Source organism: Nitrospira sp. (assembly GCA_024998565.1).
In the GTDB taxonomy this organism is placed as follows: Bacteria; Nitrospirota; Nitrospiria; order Nitrospirales; family Nitrospiraceae; genus Nitrospira_A.
Genome location: JACOEM010000002.1, coordinates 1 through 16,006 on the forward strand (window position 1 = coordinate 1; position 16,006 = coordinate 16,006).

At 59.5% G+C, this 16,006-nt stretch carries 17 protein-coding genes; 12 read left to right on the forward strand and 5 right to left on the reverse strand.

The features are described from left to right. Positions 1–290 precede the first annotated feature (290 nt). Complete coding sequence (locus H8K11_03760; GenBank protein MCS6262849.1) at positions 291–950, forward strand: CHASE3 domain-containing protein; 660 nt, start codon at positions 291–293, stop codon at positions 948–950. A gap of 327 nt (positions 951–1,277) precedes the next feature. Here the strand turns inward: H8K11_03760 and H8K11_03765 are convergent, their stop codons facing one another. After that, positions 1,278–1,640 (reverse strand): DUF488 family protein, encoded by a 363-nt coding sequence (locus tag H8K11_03765; protein MCS6262850.1) that lies wholly within the window; start codon positions 1,638–1,640, stop codon positions 1,278–1,280. Positions 1,641–1,667: 27 nt separating this feature from the next. Beyond that, on the reverse strand, positions 1,668–2,093 hold the full coding sequence (locus tag H8K11_03770) for a CBS domain-containing protein (protein MCS6262851.1): 426 nt from the start codon (positions 2,091–2,093) through the stop codon (positions 1,668–1,670). A 399-nt stretch (positions 2,094–2,492) separates the two neighbouring features. Between H8K11_03770 and H8K11_03775 the strand changes: the two genes are divergently transcribed. The 3 genes from H8K11_03775 to H8K11_03785 all read left to right on the forward strand — a co-directional run bounded on the left by H8K11_03775 (position 2,493) and on the right by H8K11_03785 (position 3,960). Continuing rightward, positions 2,493–2,756 (forward strand): hypothetical protein, encoded by a 264-nt coding sequence (locus tag H8K11_03775; GenBank protein ID MCS6262852.1) that lies wholly within the window; start codon positions 2,493–2,495, stop codon positions 2,754–2,756. 385 nt (positions 2,757–3,141) lie between these two features. Then, the gene (locus H8K11_03780; protein MCS6262853.1) at positions 3,142–3,582 is read left to right on the forward strand and encodes a response regulator; all 441 of its coding nucleotides are present in this window, start codon (positions 3,142–3,144) and stop codon (positions 3,580–3,582) included. Positions 3,583–3,714: 132 nt separating this feature from the next. Beyond that, positions 3,715–3,960 carry a DUF2934 domain-containing protein gene (locus H8K11_03785; protein ID MCS6262854.1) on the forward strand — a complete coding sequence of 82 codons (246 nt, stop codon included), beginning with the start codon at positions 3,715–3,717 and terminating at the stop codon, positions 3,958–3,960. Positions 3,961–4,230: 270 nt separating this feature from the next. On the opposite strand, the gene H8K11_03790 is transcribed toward H8K11_03785, so the two are convergent. Further along, positions 4,231–6,048 (reverse strand): M3 family oligoendopeptidase, encoded by a 1,818-nt coding sequence (locus tag H8K11_03790; GenBank protein ID MCS6262855.1) that lies wholly within the window; start codon positions 6,046–6,048, stop codon positions 4,231–4,233. A 152-nt stretch (positions 6,049–6,200) separates the two neighbouring features. On the opposite strand from H8K11_03790, the gene H8K11_03795 reads away from it, so the two are divergent. Then, entirely contained in the window at positions 6,201–6,530 is a 330-nt protein-coding gene (locus tag H8K11_03795; protein MCS6262856.1) for a hypothetical protein, read from the forward strand. 76 nt (positions 6,531–6,606) lie between these two features. On the opposite strand, the gene H8K11_03800 is transcribed toward H8K11_03795, so the two are convergent. Then, on the reverse strand, positions 6,607–6,924 hold the full coding sequence (locus H8K11_03800) for a tetratricopeptide repeat protein (protein ID MCS6262857.1): 318 nt from the start codon (positions 6,922–6,924) through the stop codon (positions 6,607–6,609). A gap of 160 nt (positions 6,925–7,084) precedes the next feature. Between H8K11_03800 and H8K11_03805 the strand changes: the two genes are divergently transcribed. From H8K11_03805 to H8K11_03830, 6 genes are all read left to right on the forward strand, one after another. After that, positions 7,085–8,029: a histone deacetylase gene (locus H8K11_03805; GenBank protein MCS6262858.1), complete on the forward strand. Its 945-nt coding sequence runs from the start codon at positions 7,085–7,087 to the stop codon at positions 8,027–8,029. Then, positions 8,026–9,300, forward strand: coding sequence for a hypothetical protein (locus H8K11_03810; GenBank protein MCS6262859.1), 1,275 nt, complete (start codon positions 8,026–8,028; stop codon positions 9,298–9,300). Before H8K11_03805 ends, H8K11_03810 begins: the two co-directional genes overlap by 4 nt. Positions 9,301–9,330: 30 nt before the next feature. Beyond that, positions 9,331–10,224: a sulfurtransferase gene (locus H8K11_03815; protein MCS6262860.1), complete on the forward strand. Its 894-nt coding sequence runs from the start codon at positions 9,331–9,333 to the stop codon at positions 10,222–10,224. Positions 10,225–10,304: 80 nt separating this feature from the next. Continuing rightward, complete coding sequence (locus H8K11_03820; GenBank protein MCS6262861.1) at positions 10,305–10,661, forward strand: metal-binding protein SmbP; 357 nt, start codon at positions 10,305–10,307, stop codon at positions 10,659–10,661. A gap of 84 nt (positions 10,662–10,745) precedes the next feature. Then, positions 10,746–11,537: an acyltransferase gene (locus H8K11_03825; GenBank protein MCS6262862.1), complete on the forward strand. Its 792-nt coding sequence runs from the start codon at positions 10,746–10,748 to the stop codon at positions 11,535–11,537. 64 nt (positions 11,538–11,601) lie between these two features. Further along, entirely contained in the window at positions 11,602–12,162 is a 561-nt protein-coding gene (locus H8K11_03830; GenBank protein ID MCS6262863.1) for a YqgE/AlgH family protein, read from the forward strand. Between the two features lie 89 nt (positions 12,163–12,251). On the opposite strand, the gene uvrA is transcribed toward H8K11_03830, so the two are convergent. Continuing rightward, a complete protein-coding gene (uvrA, locus tag H8K11_03835; protein ID MCS6262864.1) occupies positions 12,252–15,071 on the reverse strand; it encodes an excinuclease ABC subunit UvrA in 2,820 nt (939 codons plus the stop codon). A 109-nt stretch (positions 15,072–15,180) separates the two neighbouring features. Here uvrA and H8K11_03840 point away from each other — a divergent pair, with 109 nt between their 5' ends. Further along, positions 15,181–15,972, forward strand: a complete 792-nt coding sequence (locus H8K11_03840) for an arylamine N-acetyltransferase (protein MCS6262865.1) — start codon at positions 15,181–15,183, stop codon at positions 15,970–15,972. Positions 15,973–16,006: the final 34 nt, after the last annotated feature.

Consider the following 16,006-nt stretch of genomic DNA (forward strand, 5'->3'; position numbering starts at 1 on the left):
CAGGTCGAAGAGCCGATCTATATTCGGCCGGCCGAGCGCGTGAACTGGCTGTAAGGCCGAGGGCCGCGCAAGGTCGTACGCGGATACAGCAATGGCCTTGCGCGTGGGCCTGTGCCGCGGATCCTGCGAGAAGAAGGCCGGCGGGGAGTCTTCGTGAGGGAACGATTCTTCACGGGGACTGCCCGCGTCGGTTACGTACCGATCATGCCGGGCAGAGTGGGCGAAGGCCGAGGGGGCGTCATCATGTTTCGGCCCGCTGATTGTATGAGGTCAGGAATGCGTGACAGAACGTGATGAATTTCAGAGGACGATTCATAGGCGTGCTTGCCGTGGCCCTAGCGGCGTTGGCCGCGGTGTTCTTCGGCCATCTGTTTCTCTTCGAGCAATGGCGGGTTCAGCAGGAGCGGCAGCTCCACCGTTCCAAAATTCTGGGCAACGTGGCGCACTTGCAACGGTTGGTCTTGGAGGTGGAAACGAACTTTCGCGGCTATGTGCTCACGGAGCAGCAGTCGTTTCTCGAACCGATCCGGCTGGCGGAAAATCGGCTGAAAACAGGACTGGCTCAATTGACTGATTTGACCGCCGGCACTCCGGGTTTGCAGGCCGGAGTGGGCGTGCTGTCGGCGCGTCTCGATGAATTCGTGGAGAGCAAGCAGAGATTGCTCGCGGTCATCGGAGCGGAACAGCAGGACCTCGTGCGCTCATATGTGCGGGGAGGGAGTGGGCGGGCGCTGTTCCTGACCATCGAAAAAGCCATCGGAGATTTTGAGGTACGCATTGAGCGCGAACTGCCGAGTGAACCCATGACCTATGACTCGTGGCTGCAAGGTGCGCGCTGGCAGTTGTTGTTGGTGGAAAGTCTGGGCGTCATGGTGTGTGTCTTCCTGACGAGAGCGGTGCTTCTTCCGAATAGGACAGTCTTGGCGCCGAACCCTCGACCTCTTCTGTGAGTCTATCCGGGCCGGTGAGCGGTCCATTCCATCGATTCAGGCGCCTGTCGCGATCTACGCCCCATATGCTCTCCATGTGTCGATTCGCACTGTGCGTAGCGTGCGAATTCGCTCGATTTGAGGCCGTGGAACACTGAAAACCATTGGAATTCCGTTCATGAGCAATGGCATGTGCCTTGCTTTGAATACGTTCATCACAGTGAACGGGTACGAAACAAGGAGTCAGCCCATGGTACGGATGATCAAGAAAGTCGGAGATCGGGAGTTGGCCTGGGTGATGTTGGCGATTGCCGCGGTCGCTCTCTGGAGCACCTGGGGGTTGGCGAGCTAAACGCGATTCTTCGCACTGTCGATGCATTCCTTCAGGACCACGGCCTGATTATGTTCCTTGTCTGATGCCCCATAGAGCAGTGTGACGGTCTGCGCTTGGGCGAGCCGGGCGAGATCTTCGATCGCGCGGTTCTGTTCCGGTCGGCTCAGTTCCTTGCGGTAACGTGCCCGAAATTCCATCCACTTTGCCGGGTCATGACGGAACCATGTGCGGAGTGCCGTGCTGGGAGCCAGTTCCTTTCGCCAGGCATCGAGACGCGCCTGTTCTTTCGTACATCCCCGCGGCCATATCCGGTCGACCAGAATCCGAATCCCATCGTGCGCGCTTGGTGTGTCGTAGACCCGTTTGATTCGAATCATGATTGCATCGCAACAAGCCGCGCGCAGCTACTCTTCGATGCCTACGGCAAGACCGATTGATGCACGGAGCAGGTCGTGCCTGGTCACCGAATAGGTCACCTCTCCGTTCTCCTCGACAGGGAGGTTCAGCAAGTGGTTGTCTGCCATGAGCTTGATCGCGTCCGGTATCGGTGTCGATTTACGGACGGCAATGGGATGTCCGGCCATCAGTTCTGTCGCCGTCAGACTATTCAAGTCCTTTCCTGCCTCAAGGGCCTTGAGGATATCAAATTCGCTGATGAATCCCACATAGCGGCCCTGTTCATCCAACACCGGTCCGCCGGACACATGCGCGGAAAGCATCTCGATGGTGATCGCCATGCCGTCCTGTGCGGTATGGAATTGTATCGTATTGGTTCCAACGATTTGTCCGACGGTTTTGAAACCTTCAGCTGGAATTCCTGCGCGACTCATGATGTCTCCTTCCGATGCGGCAACAGCCATCGAGGGGGCGAAACGTGTCGCAGGCCGATGACCTGTGGTCCGCGCTGTTCCTACGAACTGCTGATCGTCCCTTGTGCATCAACTCAGCAAGCGAAGTGCCTGTCTGGATGGGTTGCGATTCCCTGAATTCCTGCGCCGTTACAAGCGATGATCCTGCGGGTGCGAGCGATTCCGCACGGGGCGGACAGTGCGGAATGTCCCGATAAAGAACAACTGGTTGCGGAGTCAGCATGCCGTAACAGTACTGAATGAGGGATTTCGTTCGCTGCATGGGTGCTTCCAACAGGATCGCATATTGCATGGTCTCATGTGATGGGCTGGAGCACGGGTAAATCGAGTCGTCCGCTTTGTTCACAGTGGAGGTGCGTAATGGACCCTCAGGTTGTTTCTCGGGGCGATGGCGCCATCGACGAGCAGATTCTTGGTTTGCTGCAGCACCACCGGCGGCTGACCTTTCTCACCCTGGCCGAATCTTTTCCATTGTACACCTGGCAGGCATTGTTTGCGGCGTTGAGCAGGCTCCGCGGGCAACGACATGTGGACTTGTTACCGCTCGCTGCAGATTACGAAGTGGTCTGGCAGCAGGGGAGAGAATGCCCGTCCCTGATGTCCGACGGGCCTGCCAGGGCGTGATGGCGATGGTGCGATGGATAGGACCGCGCGGCGGGCGCAAGTGATCGAAGGAGGCACAGGATGTCCTGCAGTCGATGTCAGGGCCTGATGGTAGCCGAAAATCCATTCAATCCCAGCGAAGGAGTGTCGCATACGTGGGTGTCGGTGACGCGCTGCCTCAATTGCGGCAACTTGGAGGACTCGTTGATCCGACTGGCGCGACGCCTTCCCGAGCAACTTCATCGAAGCGTTCGTCCTGGTCCGCGACGAAGAGGTGTATGGATTCACACGTTATGGAGGCCGGAACGAGACTAACTGCATGAGCTGTGTCGAGGAGATTGTCCTCGGCCGTTCCTGACGGATTGGGAGTAGTCCAGCGCGGCCATCGCCGGAAGAAGGAGGTGCCATGGAGGGGTACGGAAAACGTGTGCTGGTTGCGGAGGACGAAGAGAGTGTGCGGCATCTGCTGACCCTGGTGCTCGAAGCAGCCGGCTATACCGTACATGGAGCGGAAGATGGCATGGAAGCTCTGGCCGAAATGAAGAAGCGGCGTTTCGATGCGGTGGTCGCGGATTACCGCATGCCCCGCCTGGATGGGGAGCAGTTCCTGCTGCTGAGTCGCCTGATGTGGCCTCAGACTCCGACCGTGCTCCTGTCCGCCGAGCATACGGATTTGCCCGTGATCCTGAAAATGCAAGGCGCCTGTGCTCTCGTGCCGAAACCCTTCGATTCGCAGGGGCTACTACAGACGCTACAGGCTGCCGTCGAGGCGGCCTGTAGTTGCTGCTCCCCGAGTTCGACCCTGCGTGAGGGGACGAATACCCCCCTCTCAGTATCGCCCTCCTAGCGGCGGGCATTGAGGGGAACCTTCTGCCGTCTGATCAGAACCGACTGAATATGGTATCGTACCAACGGCTCTCGCCAGAAGTTGGGTGAGCGATGGGTGTGATGGCTGGATACAAGTGTAGATGGAGAATGCATGAAGAAAAAGACGGCGCCGAAGAAGGCCGCCTCGCGTCCGGCGAAACGGACGACGTCAGTGGCGAAAGAAACCAATGTTCCCGGGACGGTCCAGGATATCCAGGTACGGATTGCGGCACGGGCGCATGAACTGTATGAACAACGGGGTTGTTTGGATGGTTACCACCTGCATGACTGGCTGGAAGCAGAGCGGGAAATCCTGGGACACCCGGTGGTGATGGATAAGTCCTCAGAGCGGATCTGACTAGCCCGCATTATTCATGAGCGCTTCTGCTGCAATCGCGGATTCGCAGCTGCGACCAGCCTGTCGGCGGGCGGGCTCGCCGCTCGGTCGATCGACATCCTGTTCAAGGATGCCTTCCTGCATCCCCGGCTCCGCGTGCCCGTCTCGCTGTGCGACTCCGCACTTTCGCGACGAACCGTCATGAATAAGGCAGGCTAGATGCGCGAATAATCAGCCGACAAAGCTTGGATCGTTTGCGCCGCCCCTGAAATCAAGGGCGGCGCCGTCCGCTTAGTTCATCGTCTGTTCCAACTGATCGACCATTCCTGAAATCGCATCGAATCCGGATTGCCAGAAGGCAGGGGAGTTCATATCGACTCCCACTTCCGCAAGGATGGCTTGCGGCGCCTTCGACCCGCCTGCCGCGAGCAACTCCAGATATTTCGGGACGAACCCGCTGCCTTGTTCCTGATACATGCGATAGAGGGCCAGCACGAGCAGGTTCCCGAAACTATACGCATAACAATAAAACGGGCTGGCGTAGAGGTGCGGGATTGTGAGCCATTCCCATTGGAATTCCTGCGGCACCCGCAGGGACTTTCCGAACTGCTGCCGCAACAACGTCATGTAGGTCTGTGCCAGATCGGTTGTCGTTGCGCCCTGGGCCACCATGTCGTGGGCGGTTCGCTCGAAGGCGACAAAATAGGCTTGTCGCATGACCGTCGCATAGATGTCGTCCAGTTGGTTGACGAGTAGGCTCTGTTTGACGGATCGATTGGTTTCGGTGGCCATCAGGGCATCGGAGAGAATCCGCTCGCCGAAGACCGAGGCCGTTTCCGCCAGCGGTAACGTGGAGTGGAAGGTGAAGACATTGTGCTGCTCGGCCATCATGGCGTGGACGGCATGGCCTAACTCATGCGCCATGGTGGCGATGTCCCGCGCTTCACCGGTGAAATTCAACATGACGTAGGGTGTCAGGTTGGGGGTCACACTGTAACAATAGGCGCCGCCCATTTTCCCCGGCTTCGTGCGGGCATCGATGTGGCGATCGGCGAAGACGCGTTGCGCCAATTCGGCGAGGCGCGGCGAAAAGCCGTAGTAGGCGTCCAGCACCATCCGGACCGCATCCGCGTAGCGGTAGGTCTTTTGTTCGGCCCGGTGTGGCGCATAGATGTGGTAGCGGTTCATGGTTTTGATCTTGCAAAGTCGCGCCTTCAATTTGAAATACCGTTGGAAGATCGGCGCATTCTTCATGCAGACGGAGAGGAGCGCATCCACGGCGCGATCCGGAATGTCGTTGCTGAGATTGCGCGACTCCAGCGGCGTCTTGAAGTGCCGCAGCTGAAGATTTTCCGCTTTCCAGTCGTTCACCAGGGTTTTATAGATTTCCCCCAGGAGATCCTGCTGAGACTCATAGACGCGATACATCTCCCGATAGGCGGCTTCTCGGACGGCGGCTTTCGGGCTACGGAGGTAGGCCGTCAGGGCTTCGCGATTCATCGTTTTCTTTTTCCCGCCGATGCGCATCGTGAAGGTGAAGCCGTTCGTGACGACATCGTAGAGCTGGTGGACGGCGCTTTGCCCGGTGATGTTCTTGATGTTGATGATCTTCTCTTCCGGTTCCGAGAGCGTATGCGGCTTGAAGCGGCGGATGGTCTCCAGGTGGTACCGGAAGTCGCCGCTGTTCGCCATGAGGCGCTCCGCATTCCGCTGATCCACACTCTGCCACCACAAATCGAAGAACAGCAGATGGTTCTGAAGGGCGGTGAGCTGCTCTTCCACTTTAGTCTTGAACGACCGGGCCTGGAGCTGTTTCGTGTCTTCGGAAAACCACAAGTAGGCGTAGGCTCCAAGCCGACCCGAATCCCTCGCGATCTGTTCCGAGAGGGTGAGGAGATTCAGGAAGGCCTGTTCAGGCATGGTGGCAGACAGTTCTGCGCGCGCCGATTCGAAACGGGAGACTTTCGCGCTCAGGTCTTTCAGATAACGGTCGAACTGTTTCACCGGATCGGTGACGAGGTCGGAGAGTTCCCAATGATCGGCAAACTCACGGGAGGCGGATGAACGGCGTGACGACGTAGCAGGGGCAGTCTTGCGCGAAACGGCCATAGTCGAGGCTCCTAGAAAGTAAATGATAGAAGGAATCATACCATCGTCGGAGGCCAACGGCGTGGAGATTCTTCGAAGGCACGCGTCTCCGGAGACAGAGGCCCCGTTGACAGGTCCGGCTCGAATGTTACAATCCGCCGCAAGGTGAAGATATGACCGAACAAGAAATCAACCGCGCGATTCAATATGTGACAGCCGCCACATCGTACGGACGGGACACGGTGGCGGAGATTCTCCGGACCGGCCTGTCTGAACTAGCGCAGCTATCCACGCAGTCAACTTGCCGTTTTGAGCGAGAGGACCTGATGGGCTATCTCTGTCTCTGGACGATGAAACGCACCGGTCATCCGGAGCCGCTGGTGCGCGAAGTGCTCGATGGCGCCGGCCGGTGGCTGGATGAAGTGGCGACGACGGTGGCCCGGCGGCGCGAGGCGCAGGAGAATGCCGGGGATGACGATGAGCCCGGCGCGGCAACGGCGTAGAGGTCCACGTGTCAGGAGCCACGCGCCACCGACTCCGCACACTCCGGTCAATTGAATGGGGCTGGGGAGCGGTCGGTCAGGCGGGGAGTGTGCTCTTCAGCGCTTCCAGATTTTTGGTCACCATCGCATCGCCGTTCTTGGTAGACACGTCGATACCCTGATCCGACACCTGCCGGCATTCTTCGACCCGATTCAGTTTCTGGAGCGATTGCGCCAGCGCATAGTATGCGGCGGAGTAAGTGGGCTTGACCGTGATGCACTGCCTCAAGGCCTTGGCAGCCTCTTCAAAATTGGCATCTTCCATATAGGCTTTACCGAGTCCGAACCAGGCGACGTCATCGTCGGGTTCGAGGGCCAGCACTCGTTTCAGCGGTTCGATTCTCGGATTCGGCATGGGCTTCTCCAGGGTCAATCGGCACGGTGAAGCGAAACCGTAGCACGCGTTTCCGCTCATTGTCTACGCTCTTTCCTGCATGATAGGGTGAGGAAACTGCTCGTGTCGAAATACGAGATACGAACGACGCTTCACGTGTTACGTTTCACGGACGTTTCTCATGGGAACAACCGGGCTCATTTACGATCCACGTTACCTGGAACACGACATGGGCGCCGGACATCCGGAGTCGCCCAACCGGCTGCGTGCGATTATGCAGCGGCTCGAACAGAGCGGTACGCTCGCCACACTCACCAGGATCGACCCGCGCACAGCCGAAGACGAGTGGGTCACGCTGGTGCATCGGCCGGAGTATGTCGCGATGCTCAATCGGCAGGCGCCGACGCATGGCCGGGTCTCGCTCGACGCCGATACCTCCATGTCACCCGGATCGCTCGGCGCCACCTATCTCGCGGCCGGTGGAGCCCTGGCCGGGGTGGATGCGATTATGGCCGGCCGGGTCCAGCATGCTTTCTGTGCGGTCCGTCCGCCGGGGCATCATGCGGAAGCCGATCGGGCGATGGGTTTCTGCCTGTTCAACAATGTGGCGATCGCGGCGCGGTATGCGCAGAAACGGTATGGCGTGCAACGGGTCCTGATCGTCGATTGGGACGTTCACCACGGGAACGGGACGCAGCACAGTTTCGAATCGGATCCGTCGGTGTTGTTTTTCAGTACGCACCAGTATCCGCACTACCCTGGCACTGGGCGCGCCAGCGAGTGCGGCCGCGGAGCCGGGGAAGGGCTCACGATCAATGTGCCGATGGAGGCGGGGGAAGGCGACGACGAATACCGGGCGGTGTTTCAGAAGGTTCTGGTGCCGGCTGCCGATGCCTTCAAGCCGGAGTTTGTCATCATCTCCGCCGGTTTTGACGCCCACCGGGACGATCCGCTCGCGAGTATGGGGTTGACTGAAGAAGGGTATGCCGATCTGACGACGATTGTAGCCGGGATCGCCAGGCAACATTGCCAAGGACGCCTGCTGTCGTCGCTCGAAGGCGGGTACAACCTCACGGCGTTGGCCGCATCGGTCGAGCGACATATTCAGGCGCTGGTGGCGGCATGAACCGGTGGGTGAAAATTCTGCTGGGCGTCGCCGGTCTCGCCGGGGCCATCTACCTCTATTACACCGAGGTGAAACCGGTCGTCATTTTCGGGCTCCGGCCTGAATATGCCCATGCCATTCCGTTTCAGAAGGTCCCGGAAGGTCTGACCAGCTTGAAGGCCGAGTCCTGTGGTCAATGCCACCGGGAAATTTATGACGAGTGGAAAACCAGCATCCACGCCCACGCCTACGAAGACCCCTTCTTTCAAGCGTACTGGAAGAAGGACAAGAACATCTGGGTCTGTTTGAATTGCCATACGCCGTTAGAGAATCAGCAGCCGACGCTGGTGAAGGACATCCCGCGGGGACGGGTCGAGAAGGCTGCGCAGGAACCGAATCCCCATTTTGACGCCGACCTGCGGAACGAATCGATTACCTGTGCCGCCTGCCATGTACGCGACGGAGTGATCCTCGGACCCTTCGACGATTCCGCTGCGCCGCATCCCACGAAGTTCGACCCCAGTTTCCGTAACGCCCAGTTCTGTTCGCGTTGCCACAACGTAGTCTCCGGTCCGGCGCAGTTTTACAATGTGGGCCCCTGCGGGACCTACGCCGAGTATGAAGGTAAGTATTTCATGCAGGAGCGGGGCTTTATCTGCCAAAGTTGCCATATGCCGGAGGTCGACCGGCCGGTCGCCGAAAACGGGCCGATCAGGCGCGGGCGGCGGCATCTCTGGCGCGGAGGGCATGATCCCGACATGGTGAAGCGGGCCGTGGCCATTCAGGTGAAGGCCGATCCTCCGGCTCCCAAACCGGGTGAGCAGGTCACTGTGACCCTCTCCCTGATGAATGCCGGGGCGGGGCACAAAATTCCGACCGGCGATCCAGACCGGCACTTTACGGTGGAATTCACGGTTCAAGACCCAAACCGGCAGGTGCTGGCCGAGAAATCCCACACGATGGGCCGCTGGATTATGTGGCAACCGGCCATCGTAGAGTTGTACGATAACCGCTTGCTCCCCTTGGCCAGCCGGGACTATCAATTTGCCTACCGGATGCCGGAGGCGTCCAAGGGGTTGACGTTGAAGACCCGGGTTCGGTACCACATCCTGACCGACGGGCAGCATGAGATGTTGAAGACCAAGTACGGCCTGATGGCGGACGATCCCTACGCCTTCACGGTCTATGAGCGGGAAGTGCCGCTGAATGAAACGCTGGCGGCCGCGTTGGTCGATCCCTTGCCGGAGCCGCCGCCGATGGCCTGTGCGAGTCCGACCGTATCCAAAGGGTAAGTCATCACCCACCGAGATCGAGGATAACCCATGCAACATCCATTACTCATCGACTGTGAAACGCTTCAGAAACGCTTAGGGCAACCGGGCCTCGTCATTCTCGACGTGCGAGGCCGGGCCGCCTATGAGTTCGGAGGTCATATCCCCGGTGCCGTGCATTCCACCTGGCATGAATACAGCGACCCCGATGCCGTCGCCAAGGGGTTACTGGATCCCGATCTGAAACGCATCGAGAAACGCGTGCAGGCGCTCGGCATCAATCAGGACAGTGAAGTGGTGATCTATTCGAACCCCTTCGACAACTGGGGCGACGAAGGACGCATGTTCTGGATGCTGGAATACTTAGGCCACAAAAACCTCAAGGTGCTGGACGGCGGGTGGGTGAAATGGATTCATGAACGCCGGCCGTTCGAGCATGGCGCGGTCCGCTGCGCGCCGGGCAACTTCGTCGTCTCGCCGGTCGAGTCGGCGATCATTATGAAGAATGAGTTAAAGGGGATCGCGCGGAAGCCGAACCCGACGACCACGATCGTGGATGCGCGGAGCCTGGAAGAGTATCTCGGAAAGGAAATCTCCGGCATTCCGAGGCCCGGCCATATTCCCGGCGCTGTCCATGTGGCGTGGAGCGGCTTTTTGAATGCCGATGCGACGGTCAAGGATCTGGCCGCCATCAACGCGCAGTTGGATCTCAAGGGGCTGAACCCGGCGCACGAAACGATTTGCTACTGCACCGGCGGCGTGCGCTCGGCGTGGCTCTATTTCATCTTGCGACTGGCCGGTTATCAGCGGTTGCGTAATTATCCGGGCTCCTGGTGGGAGTGGAGCCGGGATTTTGCCTGCCCGGTGGAAAAGGATCTGGTCGCGTTGCAGAAACTGCTCGGCCTGTCGGAGTCGCAGGTGCCGACCGGCATGCGTCCGTCTTGACAGGATGCAGGCCCCTCTTTATGCTGAAATACAGTAACATTGGAATCATGCGGTGCACATACTTACAGAGGAGGCTGTTCATGCAGACTGCGAAATGGCGGGGAGTCGTGGTAGCCGGTGTGATGATGGCGCTCGTCGGGGCGCCGATGGTTGCCGGTGTAGCTTTCGCGGCAGGAAATAAGCATCAGGCCGAAGCGGTGGAGCATGCCAAAGAAGCCGTGGCGCATGGGAAGCAGGGCCATGCGGACGCCTTGGTGAAGCATGCCGAAGCGGCGCTCAAGCATGCCGAGGGTGCGGTGGCCGAAACCAAAAACCCGCATGTCACTGAAGCCATCAAGGGGCTCAAGGACGGGATCGAGCACGGCAAGGCCGGCCACGCCGATGTGGCGACCAAAGCCGTTGAGAACGCCCTTCCACATTTGTCGGAAGGTATGTAATCGGTTCTTGCGCGTCGACGGCGTGTAAGATGAAACGGGCAGGGCCGTCCCTGCCCGTTTTTCTTTGAGTAGAAAGGCGACATCATGCGGGTCGGGTATCTCCAATTTGATCCGGTCTTCGGCGAGGTCGCGCACAATCTCGACCTCATCACGGCTCGACTCGAGCGGGTGGAGGCCGACCTTCTGGTGTTGCCTGAATTGTGTGCGTCAGGCTATCAGTTCGTGTCGCAGGAAGAAGTCTTCCGGCTGGCGGAGCCGCTGCCGGACGGGGCGACGACGAAACGGCTCGCTGACATTGCCGCGCGTCGGGGGATGACTATCGTCGCCGGGCTACCGGAGAGGGACGGCGGGCGCTGTTTCAATTCGGCGGTCATGGTCGGACCTCAGGGGTTCATTGGCTGCTATCGGAAAACCCATCTCTTTTTTGAGGAAACGCTCTGGTTCACCCCGGGTGACAGCGGGTTTCACGTGTGGGACATCGGCCTTGCTAACGTCGGCGTCATGATCTGCTTCGACTGGTATTATCCGGAATCTGCTCGCACGTTGGCATTGCAGGGCGCGGATATCATCGCGCATCCGTCGAACCTGGTGTTGCCGAATTGTCCGGACTCCATGGTGACCCGCTGCTTGGAGAATCGAGTCTTCAGCGTGACGGCGAATCGGATCGGCAGTGAGGCCCGCGGGGGAAAAGACCGGTTGACGTTCATCGGACTGAGCGAAGTGGTGAGTCCCCGTGGCCGGATTCTGCATCGTGCGCCGCGCGACAGCGAGGACCTGACTCTCGTTGAGATCGACCCCGCCGAGGCCAGGATCAAGGCGCTCAACGATTACAACGATCTCCTGCGCGATCGGCGCCCAGCCTTCTATGCCGACTAATCCCGCGTCGTATCCTTTTGATGACTCAACTTGCGTCACTTACGAACGCACGGTAGGATGAACCATGTCAATTCCACTCGGTAAAGGCATTCTCCTCGTGGCCGCGCCGGCATTGAACGATCCCAACTTCCGACAGACGGTGGTACTCCTGTGTGAGCATGGGCCGGAAGGGGCGCTGGGTGTGATCGTCAACCGTCCGACCGCCATGTCCATCTCTGAGGCGCTTCCGCAGGTGCCGATCCTGGAAGGCCAACCGCATGTGTTGTATTCCGGTGGCCCCGTGCAAACCAATCAGGTGATGATGCTCTACCGCATCAATCAGACTCCCGAGAATTCGCACCAGGTATTCGATGGTGTCTGTCTCGGCGGCGACCTGGAGATCATGGAGCGGATTCTGATGGAGCAGCCGGGGAAGGAATCGTTTCGAGCGTACCTGGGGTATTCGGGCTGGGGGCCCGGACAGCTGGAGTCGGAAATGCAGGTTGGTTCCTGGATTACGCTTCCCGCCGATCCCTCGATTGTGTTTGAAAAAGAGCCGACCCGCATCTGGTCGGATATCTTCCTGTCGCTGGACGACACCTCCCGCCATTACGCGGACATGCCGTTCGATCCCACCAGCAACTAGAAAACGAGCGCATGGCGAATCGCATCTAGCCTATGGTTCGGAGGCGGACTCTCCGGTCGATCCTTCCATACGCTATCAGCTATAAGCCATTACCACCGCAGTATTTTCGCCAGGAACCGTCCCGTGTGCGACTGCGCGACTTTCGCGACCTGTTCGGGGCGTCCTTCGGCCACGATCTGTCCCCCGGCCTCGCCGCCTTCCGGTCCGAGATCGATCACCCAGTCGGCCGTCTTGATGACATCGAGGTTGTGTTCGACGATGATGAGGGTATTCCCGGCATCCACGAGTTTGTGCAGGACCGTCAGCAGTTTCTTGATGTCGTCCAGGTGCAGGCCGGTGGTCGGCTCATCGAGGATATAGAGCAGGTTGTGCGCCGAGGGATCTTTCAATTCGGCGGCGATCTTCAGCCGTTGTGCTTCTCCACCTGAAAGCGTGGTGGCCGCTTGGCCCAGCCGCAGATAGCCCAATCCGATCGACGACAGCAGGTAAAGTTTTTCGGTCAACTTCGGTGAGCCCGAGAAGAAGGCCTGCGCTTCTGTCACGGTGAGGTTCAGCACATCGTGGATTGTCTTGCCCCGGTACCGGATGCTCAGCACCTCCGGCTTGAAGCGCTTGCCGTCGCACTGTTCGCAGGTGGCGTAGATGTCTTCGAAGAAATACATCTCCAGCTTTTCGTACCCGTTCCCTTCGCAGCGTTCGCAGCGTCCGTCGGCGGAATTGAAGGAGAAGTGCCCGGGTGTCAGGCCCCGGCGCAGGGCCTCCCGCTCGGAGGCGAACAGGGTGCGAATCTCATCGAATGCCTTCAGGTAGGTAATGGGGTTGGAGCGCGGCGTCCGGCCGATCGGTTGTTGGTCGATGAGCCGCACGCCTTTCACATGTTCGAGTCCCTTGATGGCCTGGAACTTTCCCATCGGGAGCGAATCGATGCGAAAGGCGCGGGCGGCGGCGCGGTACAGTGTTTTTTCTATGAGGGTGCTTTTGCCCGATCCCGAGACGCCGGTGACGCAGACCAGCATGTGGAGCGGAATGCGGACCACGAGATTCTTGAGATTGTGTTCGGCCGCACCGGCGATGCTCAGGAACTTGCCGTTGCCCGAGCGCCGCATCTTCGGCAGGGGAATGCGGTTCTCCCCGCGCAGGTACCGGGCGGTGAGCGAGGCCGGATCGGCGAGGAATTGGTCGCGCGGCGCCGAACAGACGATGTGTCCGCCCTGCTCGCCTGAACCGGGTCCCATTTCGACAATGTGATCGGCGGCCTGAATCATCGACGGATCGTGCTCGACCACGACCACGGTGTTGCCATGATTGGCGAGATCGCGAAGGATCCCGGCCAGGGTATCCGTGTCACGGGCATGCAGGCCGATCGTCGGCTCATCCAATACGTAGAGTGTGCCCACAAGGCGGGAGCCGAGCTGGTTGGCCAACGCGATCCGTTGCGCTTCTCCGCCGGAGAGGGTTTTGGTCTGCCGCGACAGCGTGAGGTAGCTCAATCCTACGCGGAGTAGAAAGTTCAGCTTCGCATGCAGTTGGCGAAGGATATCCTTGGCGATTTCCGCGTCGAAGGCGGGCAGGGCCAGGCGCTCGAACCAGGCGGCGGCGGCTTCAATGGTGAGTTCACCGATCTCCACGATGTCCTGCCCTGCCAATTTGACGAAACGGGCGGACGGTTTGAGTCGGCTGCCGTGGCAGGTCGGGCAGCTGGCCGGACTGCGGTAGCGGCTGAGCAGGACCCGCACATGGAGTTTGTAGCGTTTGGTTTCCAGATAGTCGAAGTACTGCCGGACTCCTTCCACCTGATCGCTCCCTTCCCAGATCAGCTGTTGCACCTCTTCGGGAAGCTCTTGAAACGGGGCCGTCAAATCCACGCCCTGTTTTTTCATCGCCAGCAATATTTGCTTCTGCCACCAGTCCGAGCCCGGCTTGCTCCAGGGCTCGATGACGCCGTTGGCGAGCGATTTGCTGCGGTCGGGGATGACCAGATCCTTGTCGTATTGCAGGATATTGCCGAACCCTTTGCACTCCGGGCAGGCTCCGAGCGGGTGGTTGAAGGAGAACAGCAGCGGGCGTAGTGGTTCGAAGGTCCGCCCGCACCCCTGGCAGCGAAAGTGGGTGCTGTAGGTCCTGAGCCCCTGCCCGATGACCAATACCTGACAGGTGCCTTCTGCTTCCTGGAACGCCACTTCGATGGCCTCGATCAACCGGTGCCGGTTGTCCGGTCTGAGGACGAGTCGATCCAGCACGACCTGGATGCCCGATTCGCGGGTCACCGGGAGCACGGCCTGCTCGTGAAGATCCAGAATTTCCTCACCGCATCGCAGCCGGGTGAATCCTCGCTTCAGGAGTGAGTCGAGCAGAGAGCGGTCGTGGCCCGGGCCGAGATCCTTGAGGGGAAAGAGCACCATGGCGCGCGCGTCGGGGAATCGTGCCAGCAGTTCCTCGGCGACCGAGCCCGGATGGTAACCCCGCGCCTCCTGCTTGCAATCCGGGCAGACGGGCTTGCCGATTTTGGCGAAGAGGAGCCGCAGCAGGTCGGCGAGTTCGGTGGCGGTACCGACGGTCGAACGGGCGGTGCGGATCGGATTTTTCTGTTCGATCGCGATCGCGGGGCGGATGTTGGTGATCCGATCGACGTCGGGCCGGTTCACCTTGTCGAGAAACATCCGCGCGTAGGTCGAGAGCGATTCCACGTAGCGCCACTGTCCCTCGGCGAAGAGTGTGTCGAAGGCCAGGGACGATTTGCCGGATCCGGACAGCCCGGTGATGGCTGTGACCCGGTTGTGAGGGATCCGCAGCGAGATGTTCTTGAGATTGTTCTGGCGCGCGCCTTCGACGATCAAGTCGTTGGTCGTGCGATCTGGCGGACTACGGTGTGCCACGGCAACGGTTCCTTCCGGAGAAAGACCGATCATCGTAGCAAGCGCCGCAGTCGTCTGCAATGTCACCTGCCGGCGTCGGCGCTGAGACCTGTGTGATCAGCCCGGGCAGATTCGTATAATGGCCCTCTCGTTGGAGGACTCTATGGTTGATCGATCGGCCTATCTCGCGCGTATCGGATATCAAGGCTCGTTGGTTCCGTCGATGGAAACGTTGCGTGGCTTACATCTCTCCCATGTCCTGACCGTGCCGTTCGAAAATCTGGACATCCACCTCGGTCGCCCGATTTCGTTGGATCCCTCCGATCTGTTTCAAAAGATCGTGCTCGGCCGCCGGGGTGGGTATTGCTTCGAGTTGAACGGATTGTTTGCGCTCCTATTGGAGGAGCTTGGTTTTGTCGTCACGCGACTGGCTGCCCGGGTGTTGTATGGGACGGAGGGGGTGAGGCCGCGGAGTCATCAGTCGTTGCTCGTTCATTTGGATGGGGAGCGATGGATTGTGGATGTGGGATTTGGAGGGCAGGGATTGCGCGAGCCGTTGCCCTTTGTGATTGGCCTGGAACATCGACAAGGGCCGGATCAATTTCGGCTCACGACCGACGAGCGGGGAGAGCATGTGCTGCAATGTCACATCGAGGAGGCCTGGACGAATCTCTATTCCTTCGCACTCGACCCCTGGCTGCCGGTGGACTACCAGTTTGCCAACTATTACCACTCGCACGCACCTGATTCGCCCTTCGTTCAGCGCTGGATGTGCACGATGCCTACCCAAGAGGGGCGGAAGATATTCACTGGTAAACTGCTCAAAGTTCGGGGGTATGGCGGCACGCAGGAACTTCATGTGGCGAGTGAGGGAGAATGCAAAAAGCTGCTCCAGGAGCACTTCGGAGTGACCATTAACGATCACTTGAGGTTCTTTGGGTTGGGCGGCGACTAGCCGTTCGCTGAGGTAGTGAGAGGCGAAGAAAGGG